Origin of the sequence: Corallococcus sp. Z5C101001 (assembly GCF_007352635.1) — a bacterium.
GTDB classification, from domain to species: Bacteria; Myxococcota; Myxococcia; order Myxococcales; family Myxococcaceae; genus Corallococcus; species Corallococcus silvisoli.
Genome location: NZ_VKLU01000004.1, coordinates 81,952 through 94,358, shown reverse-complemented (window position 1 = coordinate 94,358; position 12,407 = coordinate 81,952). Strand labels below are relative to the sequence as shown.

Here is a 12,407-nt window from a genome sequence, read left to right as displayed (position 1 = left end):
CCGTGACGAAGGTGCGCAAGGTGAACAAGGCGGATCCGCTGGCGGATCTGCCCCGGTGGGCGCAGCAGCTGGCGCGCAAGTACTACACGAAGACGGTCAGCACCTTCCTGCTGTACGGGGCCGTGCGCGACCTGCAGCCCTTGCAGCTGGAAGGCGGTGGGCGCGGCTTCGGGACGCTCAAGACGTTCCTGTCGGAGGAGCTGTTCGGTGGGCGGGACCACGTCCTGTTCTACGACCGCTCGTCCGGCATCCGCTCCGCGACGCCGGAGACGCAGAAGGACCTGGTGCGGGCCATGTCGGGCTACGACGCCATGTACGGCACCGACTACGCCAAGGTCATGCCGCGCGATCCGGGCCGTGCGTTGCAGATCCTGGAGAACTTCCTGCGCATGCGCCTGAGCGAGGGCCGCTCGCTGGCGCTCATCATCGACTTCGCGGAGACGCTGGTCCCCGGCGGGGAGATGAGCCACCTGTCCGCGGAGGACCGCTTCGTCGTGGCCACGCTGGACAAGTGGGCGCACGACCCGCAGTTCCTCGCGGGGGACGTGTCGGTGGTGCTGCTGGCGGAGAACCTGGCGGACATGTCGCCGCGCATCAGCCGCAACCCGTACGTGGCGCCCATCGAGCTGCCCCTTCCCACGGAGGAGGAGCGCCTGGACTACGTGCGCTCCAAGCTGGAGGGCAAGCGCCTCCAGTCGCTGTCGGAGGTGCCGCTGGCGGGCCTGGCGAAGATGACGGCGGGCCTGTCGCGCATCAACCTGGACCGCGTGCTCACGGAGGCGCTGGAGCGGGAGATCCGCATCACGCCGGACCTGCTCAAGGAGAAGAAGAAGGAGCTCATCCAGGCGGAGTGCCACGGCCTGCTGGAGTTCATCGAACCCGCGCACACGCTGGACGCGGTGGCGGGCCATGCGCCCGCCAAGCAGATGCTGCGGCAGGCGGCGTCCGCGCTGAAGAAGGGCCGCATCGAGGTCATGCCCATGGGCTACCTGGTGAGCGGCCCGGTGGGGACGGGCAAGACGTTCATGGTGAGCTGCTTCGCCGGAGAGATTGGCATCCCGGTGGTGAAGTTCCTGAACTTCCGCAGCCAGTGGCAGGGCGTCACGGAAGCCAACCTGGAGAAGATCTTCAACCTGCTGAAGGCCCTGTGGCCGGTGGCGGTGATGATCGACGAAGCGGACACCTTCCTGGGCAACCGCGACTCTGGCGGGGACTCGGGGACGAGCAGCCGCATCTTCGGCTCCATCGCGTCCTTCATGGGCAACACGCAGTACCGCGGGAAGATCGTCTGGTTCCTGCTGACGGCGCGGCCGGACCTGCTGCCCATCGACCTGAAGCGTCAGGGGCGCGCCGAGGAGCACATCGCGCTCTTCTATCCGCAGACGGACGCGGAGCGGAACGAGCTGTTCCAGGCGATGAGCCGCAAGACGGGCGTGGCGGTGGAGGGGGTGGAGTCCTTCTCCTCGCTGATTCCGGAGGGCCTGCGGGCCTTCAGCGGCGCGGACATCGAGGCGGTGATGGTCCGCTCGAAGTTCCGCGCGCTGGCGGACGGGCGGGACCAGGTGACGAAGGACGACCTCATCGCCGTGCTGACCGACTTCGTCCCGCCCAGCTATCCGCTGGAGATCGAGATGCAGAACCTGGTGGCGGTGCAGGAGTGCACCAGCCGGGCGCTGCTGCCAGAGAACTTCCGCAAGGTGGACCGGGACTTCATCAGTCGGCGCGTCCGCGAGCTGAAGATGCTGCTGGAGGAGCAGTAGGGCCTCAGCCAGCGGTGAGGGGGACGCCCAGGTTCGGATCCTGGAGCGTCTCCACCACCGCGATGCGGTCGCCCACGGCGAGCGCGTCATGCAGCACCAGGATGTCCTCGTTCGCGTGACGGATGCAGCCATGGGACACGTCGCCCCCGAGCAGGGCGGGGGCGCTGGTGCCGTGCAATTCCTCGCCGCTGCGGTGGCCATCCACCCAGGAGAGGTCCAGCAGCCGCGCGCCGAAGACGTGCCGGTCGTTCCACAGCCGCGCGCCCGCGTCCTCCGTGGCCACCTGATCCAGCTTCGCGCGCACCACCTTGAGGCCCGCGTGCGTGGGCGTGGCGGCGGTGCCGACCGCGTTGGGGAAGATGTCCAGGAGCTGCCCCTCCGGGTCGAAGAGGAAGGTGCGGTGCTCGCGCAGGGCGATGACGACGCGCACGGGCTGTCCCGCGTAGAAGGGGGAGGGCAGGGCGCGCGACTGTCCCCGGGCCCCCAGCGCGGGGGCGAGCGCCACCAGGGCGCGCAGCGTGGCCGCGTCGAGCACCCCGTTCGAGCGCACCTCGGGGAACCCCGCGCGAGCATGCACCTGGAAGTTGCGCAGCGCGCGGGCCGTGTCCGGGCCGTAGCGTCCGTCCGCGCCGCCGTACAGCGCGAACCCCATGTCCAGGAGCGCGCCCTGCACCGCGAGAAGTCCGTCACCCCGTGAGCCCGCGCCCAGCACCGCCCCACCCGAGGCCACGTCCATGAGCTGGGAGGAGCCGGCGAAGCGAGGGTGTTCCAGGAGCGGCGTCGACGAAGGGCTCGCGCCGTCCGTGCCTCCGGTGCGCGCGCTGTCGCCCGGAGGTGTGGGCCTGAAGGTGACGGCGTTCGCCAAGGCGAGCGATGAAGCCATCCGTGTCACCGGTGCCGTCGACACAGCCTCCCATGCGCGGGCCGTCTCTCCGGACCATGGCATCGCGCTCGCGCGGCCATCCGTCGTCGCGGCGCCGCGCGAGCGCTCGTGGAAGGCCGTGCCCGGTGCGCGCGGCGTGGCCCCGGTCCCGGCTCCCGGTGGCGCGCTGGCAAGCGGTGCGTGCGCGGATGAAGGGGACTCACGGAAGCGCGTGAGCGAGTTGGGCTCGGAGGCAGGAGGCTCGCGGCGCGGAGTCGGTTCCCTGGGAACCGTCCTGTCTCCCGGACGACCGGCTCCACCAAACAGGACGGACCGGAGCAGGGGCGCTCCCGGCGGCCGGCCCGCGTCGATGGGCGCGGGCTCTCGCGTGTCGGGCGTTTCAGGGAGGACCGCGGACGTCTCTCGAAGCAGGGCGGATGCGAGCATGGCTCCGGGGACTGCAAGCCCCCGGCCGTCGCCTCACGCCCTCATGCCGCTACGGCGCGCTCAGCGACAGCAGCTTGCCGGTGGGGACCGTGCGGTGGTCCTTGATGTGGTTCCACTTCATGATGTCCTCGACGGACACGTTGTAGCGCTGGGACACCGACCAGAGCGTCTCGCCCTCGGCCAGGGTGTGCACCTTGCCCTTGGGACCCACGGGGGCCTGGCCCGCGACGGTGTTCGCCACGACGATGGTCCCGCCGCGCTCCTCCACCTTGGCGGGCGCCGCGCTCTTGGCGTCCGACGGCCACACCGCCAGCAGCGTGCCCACCGACAGCGTGCGGTTGCGGCGGGGCAGGTTGTTCCACTTCTTCAGGTCGTCCACGGACACCTGGAAGCGGTTGGCGATGAGCCACAGGCTGTCGCCGTCCTGCACCCCGTACGTCACGCGCGTCTTCCCATCCACCTTCTCGGTCTTCACGGGACCCGCGGCCACGGGCCCCTTGGGCGTTCCGGCGGGCACTTCGTCCTCCGGCCGCGCCACCACCACGCCGCTGCGCCGCGCCTGCGCGACCTTCGACGCCAGGGCGCCACCCGCTTCGCCGCTGCCGCCCCGGCCGTTCGCCGGCACCGGAATCACCAGCTCCGTGCGCAGCTTCAGCGTCCGCGCGTTCTTCAGCCGGTTCATCTGGAGGATGGCCTCGGGCGCCGTGCCGTACTTCTGGGCGATCTGCGACAGCGTGTCGCCGCGCTTCACGGTGTGCACCCGGAACGTCAGCCGGTCCGCCGGCGACAGCTTCTGGAGGTTCTCCGCGAAGAGCGTCGTGGTGCCGCGCGGCAGCTTGAGCACGTAGGGCTTCGAGGTCGTCGCGGGCGGCGTGCACCAGCGCCGCAGCTCCGGGTTCAGCTCCTGCACGTCCGTCACGCTCACCCCGGCCGCGCGCGCCACCACGTCCAGGTCGGTCGCGTCCGTGAGCTTCACCTCGTCGTATTCCAGCGTGGCCTCGTACTGGAACTCCTCCTCGGAGAAGCCGAACGCGGTGGGGTTCTTCGCCACCAGCGCCGCGGCGATGAGCTTGGGCACGTAGTGCTTCGTCTCCTTCGCCAGCCCGCGCTCCTCCGCCAGCACCCAGAAGTCGTTCGTCCCGTAGCGCTCCACCATCTTGCGCACCCGGTACGAGCCGGTGTTGTAGCCCGCCCACGCCAGGTACCAGTGGCCCAGCTCGCCGTAGAGGTCCTTCAGGTACGCCGCCGCCGCCTGCGTGGCCTTGATGGGGTCGCGCCGCTCGTCCACCCAGAAGTCCTGCTTGAGGCCGTACTGCTTGCCGGTGCTGGAGATGAACTGCCACGGCCCGGCCGCGTGCGCCCAGGAATAGGCGTTCGCGGAGAAGCCGCTCTCGATCATCGCCAGGTACACCGTGTCCCGGGGCAGGCCCTTCGCCTCCAGGATGGGCTGCATCACCGGCAGGTAGCGCGTGGAGCGCGCCATCCACTTGCGGAACCACTTGCGGCCGGGGCCCTGGAAGAACTGGATGTACTCGGCCACCCGCGGCTGCATGTCCACCGGGATGTCGTAGCGGTCCTTCACCCGCGAGATGTCGAAGGTCGCCAGGTCCGTGATGCGCGCCAGCGCCGGGGGCGTGTCGTCCTCGCGGAAGGTCGGCTCCTCCAGCGCGTCCAGCATCCGCAGCCGCAGCGGGTTCGTCAGCCCCAGCCGCCGCAGCGACTGCATCATCTCCGCGTTCGGCTTCGACTCGGGGTCCAGCGTGGCGCCTTCCAGCGCGCGAAGCTCTTCCAGCTCGGCGGACTCGGACTCCACCTCGTCGCTGTCCTCGCCCTCCTCCATCATGGGGACCGGAGGCGCGGCCAGCGTGCCGTCCGCCGTCAGCGAGGGTGCTTCCGAGGAGGGAACCGCATGCACGCCCGGCGGCGGCACGGGTTTCGGCGCCACCCCCGGCGGGGAGGGGACCGAGGCCAGGGCAAGCAGGATGAGGGAGAGAGGCGGCATGGGAACGCCAGGCGATGTCGCCCAGAAGCAGGCGAAGGCCGCAGTATTCGCCAGCTTTCTTGACAGTCAAACAACAAGTCGCTCGGTGTGCCCCCCGAATGGACACCGAGTGGGAGCGAGCGCCCTATTTCGACGGGGGCTCCGCCGCTTGCCCGCTCTTCTCCGGTCTTCCGTGACCCGGCCCGAGCACGCGGGGCAGGTAGGTGGCGAAGTCGAAGTGCGGCGAGTTCTCCGTGTTGTGGCAGGTGACGCACACGGCCTGTCCCGGCTTGCCCACGATGGTCTTCGGGCTGGGGGCGTCCACATGACGCGAGCCGGGGCCGTGGCAGCTCTCGCAGCCCACGTCCTCGCGTCCGGCCACCTTGTCCAGCCGGCACACGCCGCCGGGCTGCTGCCAGCCGGTGACGTGACAGCCGACGCAGTTGAGGTGGTGCTGCTTGCCCACCTCCTCCAGCGTCGCCCACGCGTGGTGGTGCTTGGTGCCTTCCCACACGGCGGTCGCGTCGGGGTGGCAGTCCGCGCAGGCCGCGCTGCCGACGAAGCCCGACTGTCCCTTCGCGGGCAGCGGGCAGTCCTGGCCGTGCGCCTTCGCCCACGCGAGGTTCAGCGCGCCCACGTCCGCGTCGTAGGCCTTCACCAGCGCCTGCGTGTCCGGCGCGGTGGGCAGGTTCGACTCCAGCGGCAGGAAGCGCAGCGTGAAGCCGTTGACGTCGGTGGCGGTCGCGGGCGGCGCGGTGAGGGCGGTCTGTCTGCGCGCCGCCAGCTCGTCGCGCTTGCCCTGCTTCAGCGCCTTCAGCTTCGGGTCGAGTCCCGGCAGGGCGATCTCCTTGTCCAGGAGCGCGATGCGCTGCTCCAGCGCGGCCACCTCCCGGTCCACGTCTCCCTGCGAGGCCTGGAGCGCGAAGGGTCCCTTCGCGGCCGCGTACGTCAGGTCCACGCGCAACAGCGAGCGCCCCTTGCTCTGCAGCGCCACCACCGGCACGTCGGAGCGCACCAGCCGGTTCTCCTCCGCGGAGAACTCGCTGGCGCTGTGGGTCGCGACCACCAGGTTCGCGGCGAGCCCCGGCAGCGCCGCGGCGGCCTGCGCGGTCTCCAGCGGTTGGTCCAACAGGCCCACCACGAAGTCCGCGCCCTGCTCCCGCGCCCGCTGGCTGGCCTTCACCAGCGCCTCGCCCGAATCCGCCGCCACCACGCCCACCTGGCGAGCCCCCGCGTCCAGCACCTTCACCTCGCCCGGCGCCACCTCCGGGAGGCCCAGCCCCCGGCGGAAGTCCGCGCCGCGCGTGTCGTCCAGCGCTCCCGTGGCGCGCACGGCGAGGCCCATGGTGCGCAGCGCGTCCGCCAGCGCCTTCGCCTTGCGCTCCTCCTGCGGCACCTGATCCGCCTTGAGGTGCGTCTCCCCGAAGAGGCTGTTGCCGCCGTCCACGTACAGCACCGGCTGGCCGCCCCTGCGCGCCTCCTGCACCTGGAACGCCGCCCGTCCGATGCCGCCGCGCATGTTCTCGCTGCAGCCGCAGGGGCCCAGGTAGCCGCGCGTGTCGGCGGAGAGGAAGAGGACCGCGCCCGGAGGCGCGGGGGTGGGGGCCTGCTTCGCCGGGGCGCCGCCTTCCTGGGGGCGCGACTCCTGGCGTCTGCAACCGGCGAGAAGCGCGCTCACGAGCACCGCGAGGACGGCCGCGCGCATCGTCATCACCAGAGGATGCTCTGCACCAGTTCGTCGATCTTCTCACCCATCGCCTCCAGGCCATTCACCTTGGAGAGCGAGCCGTCCGCGCCCACCTGCTCCGCCAGCTTCGACAGCTCGTCGTCCGGCAGGCTGGAGAACAACACGATGGGGATGTCCTGCGTGTTGTACTCGTTCTTCAGCGTGCGGCAGATGTCCGTGCCCTTCGCCTCCGGCATGTGGATGTCCGTGAGGATGAGGTCCGGTCGCCAGCTCTGAAGCGTTTTCTCAAACTCCATGAGCGTGGAGGTGGCCACGACCTCGTAGCCCCGCGCCTCCAGGACGGCCTTCTCCATGGCGAGGGTGATCTCGCTGTCGTCAATCAGGAGGATTCTTCGCTTCTGCTCGGACACGGCGACCTTCCTTGGGGTCGGTTCTAGCCCACCACCCAGCGTCGCACCAATGCTTTCCCGTGTCGCAACCCAGGCCGGGTTCGCGGCTTTGCCCGAGGGGCGTCCCAGCCGCCGGGCGGGCGCGGAGGTCGTGGCCGTCTTTCACGGGCAACGGGACCGAAAAAGGGTAAGGAAGCGCCATGAAGCACCGCGCCTCCCGGGCCCTGGCGGCCCTCCTCCTCCTGGGGTTTCTCCTCGGTGGCCTCCCCGCGGCCGCCCTCAACCCTGGACTGGGGCAGGTCCCCCAGGACCTCGACCGTTCGTCGCCGCGCGCCACCACGCAAGGCTTCCTGGACGCGGTGCATCGCGGGGACTACCCCCGCGCCGCCTTCTACCTCTACCTGGACTACCTCCCGGCTTCCGAACAGGCCGCGCAGGGCGCCCAGCTGGCGCGGAAGCTGAAGTTCGTCCTGGACCGCGAGCTGGCCGTGGAGGTGTCCGCCCTTCCCAAGGTGCCGGAAGGCGAGCCTCCGGGGGCGCGCTTCAGCTCCCTGGGCGCCATCCCGCTCAAGGGGGAGAGCGTGCCCATCCGCCTGCAACGGGTGACGGTGGACGGCGCGCCCACCTGGGTCTTCGCGGAGGCCACCGTGAAGATGGTGGACCCGCTCTTCGACGAGTACGGCCCGCTGCTCACCGAAACGCTGCCGGCCTTCTTCTTCGACCGCACCGTGCTGGGCCTGGAGCTGTGGCAGTGGCTGGGGCTCGCGGTGACGCTGCTGGGCGCGTGGATCTTCTCGTACCTGTTGGAGAAGCTGCTCCTGTCCGCCGCGATGCGGGTGGCGCGCTGGACGAAGATCACCTGGGATGATCAGCTCGTCGGCGCGGGACGGGGCCCGCTGCGGCTGCCGTTCTTCTCGCTGTTCCTCGCGCTGGGCACGTCGTTCCTGCTGCTGCCCCCCAAGCTGCGGCTCTTGAGCGACCGGGTGAGCTACTCGCTCGTCATCGTCGCGGTGTCGTGGTTCATCCTGCGCTTCCTCCGGGTGTCGGAGGCGTTCGTCCAGAGCCGCGTCACCACCGAGGGGGGAAACCAGCCCCGCGCGCGCTCGCTGCGCACGCAGCTGGCCGTGCTGCGCGCCGTGTTCGAGGTGGCCACCTACGTCATCGCCGCCGCGCTCCTGCTGATGCAGTTCGAGGTGGTGCGCAACGTCGGCGTGTCGCTGCTCGCCTCCGCCGGCATCGCCGGTCTGGTCATCGGTCTCGCCGCGCAGAAGTCCATCTCCACGCTGCTCGCCGGCATCCAGCTGTCCATCACCCAGCCGGTGAGCATTGGAGACCAGGTGCTGGTGGAGAACGAGTTCGGCGTCGTGGAGGAGATCACCCTCACGTATGTCGTGCTGCGCATCTGGGACCAGCGCCGGATGGTCATCCCCATCACCCAGTTCCTGGACAAGCCCTTCCAGAACTGGAGCAAGGGCTCCCCGGAGATGATGGGCACCGTCATCCTCCAGGTGGACTACATGGCGGACATCGACGCGCTGCGCGCCGAACTGGACCGCATCCTCGCGAACGAGGGCAAGCACCTGTGGGATGGCCGGGTGAAGACGCTGGTCGTCTTCGACGTGATGGACAAGACCCTCACCGTGCGCGCCCTGGTGAGCGCGGCGAACTCCAGCCAATTGGGCGACCTGCGCTTCCTCGTGCGCGAGCGGCTGGTGCTCTTCCTGCGCGGCCGTCCCCAGTGGCTGCCCATGGTGCGCAGCGAGTCCCGCGCCGCCCAGCTGCCCCCGCCTCCCAAGGACGATCTGGAGGAGGCCACGGCGGGCGCCCCGGAGCCCCGGGCCTGAATCCGGCGCCTCCGGGGGAGCGGGCGCTTGCACGGAAGTTCGCCACCCGATGAATATGTCGCCCGTCGCGACGTATGACGCGCGTAAGAGCAGTCGCACCCTCGCTGGGGAGTCCAAGAGATGAAGCGTCCTGTCACGTTGTGCGGAGCCCTGGCGCTCCTGGCCGTCGCCGCGCCGCTGACCGCGAGCGCCCAGGAGCGGGGTCGCACCGACGGGCCCGAGGAGTCGGAGTACGGCGCGGGCGGCTACGGCGACAACCGCCGGGGCGTGTCGCTCCAGTTCGACTGGGGCGCGGCCATCAACGCCCAGAAGAACCCCGCGGGCGCGCCGGAGGGCCCGCCGCTGTTCGTGGGCGCCACCGTCTCCCTCTGGGGCGATGACTGGTACCGCCTGGACGCCAGCGGCGCCTACGTGTTCGACGGAGGCCGCTTCATCGGCAACGTGGGCCCCACCTTCCGCACCTGGGGCTGGCCGGTGTCCTTCACCCTGGGCATCAAGGCGGGCGCCATCGTCATCCCGGAGGGCGAGGGCCTTCGCTTCGCCCTGTCGCCGCAGGTGGGCGCGGAGCTCTTCCTGGGCCGCCGCGACCGCGTGCTCATGGGGCTGCACTACTCGCCGGACATCCCCATCGGGGGAGGAGGAGTGACGAACCGGTTGTTCATGAACATCGGATACCGGTTCTAACGTCGCCATGATCGCCCAACTGCTCGCCGCCGCTGTCGCGTTGACCGCCGCGCAGGCGCCTCGTGCCTCCGCGCCCCCGGTCTCGCTGCCGTTCCCGTCGGGGGACGTGCAGACCTACAACATCATCCAGTGGGACCCGAACCAGCTGCCCCGCATCTACGAGCGCTCGGATCAGCTCCCGCTCACCGATGAGGAGCTGACCAAGCTGTCCCAGGCCGGCTTCGAGCCCGCCCAGCTGGTGAAGATGATTGAAGAGCGCCGCTGCTCCTGTGACGCCAGCGCGGACGGCCTCATCCGCCTGAAGAAGGCGGGCGTGGACAAGACGGTGCTGGCGGCGGTGTCGCGCCACGGCCTGGCGCCCAACCGGCAGCTGGACGTCCTGGTGACGCTGGACTTCACCGGAGAGAGCCGCACCGCGCGCGAGGCGTTCCTCTACTTCTTCGTGGACGACGGGGACATCACCCGCGTGTTCTCCGCGAACCTCCCGGAGCTGCTCCAGCGCAGCAACAGCCACGAGACGATGGTGGACCGCAGCGACATCATGGTGGCCCGCACGGTGCGCCGCATCCAGCTGGCGGGACACGTGCCGCTCAAGACCTACGGCGCGCACCGCGTGCTGGTGGCCGCCAGCGCCAGCCCCACGCTCACGCACCCCTCGCAGCTCACCCCGCAGGAGCGCGCGAAGGCGCAGACGTACACCTTCGACTATCCGCGCGCGTCCTTGCAGAGCCTCTGCCGGCTGACGGCCGGCTACCGCCGCGACGCGGTGCTTGCCTACAAGTGGAACTTCGAAGGCAGCCGCTTCGAATGCGAATGGAACTAGGAGTCGACCCGACCATGAACACCCGCCGCCTGCTGCTGTCCGCCCTCGTCGCCGTGTCGCTCGCCGGCTGCGCGGGCCCCCGCGCCTTCACGCGGGGCACCTATGAAGACCCCAACACCATCGAGATGCTGGGGGACCGCTTCAACGAGAACGACCTGCAGCTCATCGCGAAGAAGATGGCCGAGTCGCTCGCCAGCTCTCCGCGCTTCGCCCAGGCCCCGCCGCAGGGCCAGTCCCTGCCCATCGTCCTCGTGGGCAAGCTGCGCAACAGCACCAGTGAGCACATCGACATGCGCTCGCTGGCGGACAAGATCCAGACGGCGCTCGCGCAGACCGGCCGCTTCGCGCTGGTGGACCAGGCCGCGCGCCAGGACATCGCGGAGGAGTACGAGTACCAGCAGTCCGGCTATGTGAACCCGAACGCCGCGAAGGCCCCGGGCCAGCAGGCGTCGGTGGACTTCCTGATGACGGGCGACCTCGCCTCCATCATCCAGGAGGTCGGCCGCGACAAGCTCGTCTATTACAAGATGACGGCGAAGCTGAACGACGTGCGCACCGGGACGCTGGCGTGGACGGACGAGAAGCAGATCCGCAAGAAGTTCGAGAAGCAGGGCGTGAGCTGGTAGCCGTCCCCGTGTCCAACCTCCCTGACATCGTCCCCCAGGCCCCACGCGCTCCCGTCCGTCCCGCGGCCGCGCGCTGGGGCCTGTTGTTCGCCGTGGCCTTGAGCGTCCTGGGCACGGGCTGCGCCAGCGACTACGTGGCGCGCACGGCCTCGGCGCGCTGGGCGTACCAGTCCTCGGACTACCCGCGCGCGCTGAGCGCGCTGGATGCCGAGCAGCGGGAGTCCCCGGAGCGCGACCGGCTCCTGCTGCTGCTGGACCGGGGCATGGTGCTGCACGCGGCCGGCCAGTGGGAGGAGAGCACGAAGGTGTTGGCGGAGGCGGACCGGCTCAGCGGCGAGCTGGACATCACCTCCGTGAGCGAGGAGGCCGGGGTGCTGCTCAGCAACGAGCGGCACCGCGCCTACCGGGGAGAGGACTTCGAGAAGCTGATGATCTCCGTCCTCCAGGCGCTCAACTACACGGAGCTGGGCCGGGACGAGGACGCGCTCGTGGAGGTCCGCCGCGTCAACGAGCGCATCGAGAAGATGATCGTCGACGAGAAGAAGCCCTACGAACAGCTGGCCATCGCCCGCTACCTGGGCGGCGTGTTGTACGAGGACCAGCGCGAATGGGACTCGGCCTTCATCGACTACATGAAGGCCTATGAGCTGGAGCCCCGGCTGGGCGGGCTGGCGGAGCCGCTGCTGCGGCTGGCGAAGAAGACCGGCCGCGACGACGCCTACGACACCCTGTCCCGGAAGTTCTCGGGCGTGGCGCACGACCCGCTCGCGCCAGGGGACGGGCAGCTGGTGGTGGTGGTGGAAGCGGGCCTGTCTCCGGAGAAGCAGCGGATGTCGCGCTCCAGCGGTGACTCCGGGGAGCTGATTGAAGTGCCCGTCTATCGCGACCGCGGCGGCACACCGCCGGTGCGTGTGTCGGTGGAGGGGCAGGCGGAGCGGGCCATCACGGTGACGTCGCTGTCGCGCGTGGCCCAGGTGCACCTGAACGACCGCATCGGCCGCATGCTCGCGAAGCAGCTCGCGGGCGCGGTGGCGAAGGCGGGCCTGGCCGCGGGCGTGGGCGCGCTGACCAAGAGCAAGGAGCTGGGGGTGCTCACCTTCCTGGTGCTCAACGCGGGCAACCAGCCGGACCTGCGCTCGTGGCTCTCACTGCCAGCGGAGTTCCAGGTGGCGCGATTCCGGCTTCCTCCGGGAAAGCACACCGTCCAGGTGGACGCGCCGGGCCGGCCGACGACGCACCTGGTGGACGTGAAGCCGGGACGGGTGGCGGTGCTCGTGGTGCGAAGCTACTGACCCGGGCGTTTT

The 12,407-nt window shown here is 70.2% G+C and carries 10 protein-coding genes; 6 read left to right on the top strand and 4 right to left on the bottom strand.

Going from position 1 to position 12,407, the window contains the following annotated elements; translation table 11 throughout:
- Nucleotides 1–2 precede the first annotated feature (2 nt).
- Nucleotides 3–1,760 (top strand): ATP-binding protein, encoded by a 1,758-nt coding sequence (locus tag FOF48_RS08990; protein ID WP_186001856.1) that lies wholly within the window; start codon nucleotides 3–5, stop codon nucleotides 1,758–1,760.
- Nucleotides 1,761–1,764: 4 nt separating this feature from the next.
- Here the strand turns inward: FOF48_RS08990 and FOF48_RS08985 are convergent, their stop codons facing one another.
- From FOF48_RS08985 to FOF48_RS08970, 4 genes are all read right to left on the bottom strand, one after another.
- Complete coding sequence (locus tag FOF48_RS08985) at nucleotides 1,765–2,643, bottom strand: L,D-transpeptidase family protein (RefSeq protein ID WP_143899959.1); 879 nt, start codon at nucleotides 2,641–2,643, stop codon at nucleotides 1,765–1,767.
- A 475-nt stretch (nucleotides 2,644–3,118) separates the two neighbouring features.
- Nucleotides 3,119–5,071 carry a lytic transglycosylase domain-containing protein gene (locus FOF48_RS08980; RefSeq protein ID WP_143899957.1) on the bottom strand — a complete coding sequence of 651 codons (1,953 nt, stop codon included), beginning with the start codon at nucleotides 5,069–5,071 and terminating at the stop codon, nucleotides 3,119–3,121.
- Between the two features lie 124 nt (nucleotides 5,072–5,195).
- A complete protein-coding gene (locus FOF48_RS08975) occupies nucleotides 5,196–6,755 on the bottom strand; it encodes a multiheme c-type cytochrome (protein WP_143900525.1) in 1,560 nt (519 codons plus the stop codon).
- A 5-nt stretch (nucleotides 6,756–6,760) separates the two neighbouring features.
- Nucleotides 6,761–7,147: a PleD family two-component system response regulator gene (locus tag FOF48_RS08970; RefSeq protein WP_143899955.1), complete on the bottom strand. Its 387-nt coding sequence runs from the start codon at nucleotides 7,145–7,147 to the stop codon at nucleotides 6,761–6,763.
- Nucleotides 7,148–7,326: 179 nt separating this feature from the next.
- On the opposite strand from FOF48_RS08970, the gene FOF48_RS08965 reads away from it, so the two are divergent.
- The 5 genes from FOF48_RS08965 to FOF48_RS08945 all read left to right on the top strand — a co-directional run bounded on the left by FOF48_RS08965 (nucleotide 7,327) and on the right by FOF48_RS08945 (nucleotide 12,395).
- Nucleotides 7,327–8,970: a mechanosensitive ion channel family protein gene (locus FOF48_RS08965; protein ID WP_143899953.1), complete on the top strand. Its 1,644-nt coding sequence runs from the start codon at nucleotides 7,327–7,329 to the stop codon at nucleotides 8,968–8,970.
- A gap of 120 nt (nucleotides 8,971–9,090) precedes the next feature.
- Entirely contained in the window at nucleotides 9,091–9,654 is a 564-nt protein-coding gene (locus FOF48_RS08960; protein WP_143899951.1) for a hypothetical protein, read from the top strand.
- 7 nt (nucleotides 9,655–9,661) lie between these two features.
- Complete coding sequence (locus FOF48_RS08955) at nucleotides 9,662–10,477, top strand: hypothetical protein (protein WP_143899950.1); 816 nt, start codon at nucleotides 9,662–9,664, stop codon at nucleotides 10,475–10,477.
- A 14-nt stretch (nucleotides 10,478–10,491) separates the two neighbouring features.
- Entirely contained in the window at nucleotides 10,492–11,103 is a 612-nt protein-coding gene (lpoB, locus tag FOF48_RS08950; RefSeq protein ID WP_143899948.1) for a penicillin-binding protein activator LpoB, read from the top strand.
- A gap of 8 nt (nucleotides 11,104–11,111) precedes the next feature.
- Nucleotides 11,112–12,395, top strand: a complete 1,284-nt coding sequence (locus FOF48_RS08945) for a COG3014 family protein (RefSeq protein WP_186001838.1) — start codon at nucleotides 11,112–11,114, stop codon at nucleotides 12,393–12,395.
- Nucleotides 12,396–12,407: the final 12 nt, after the last annotated feature.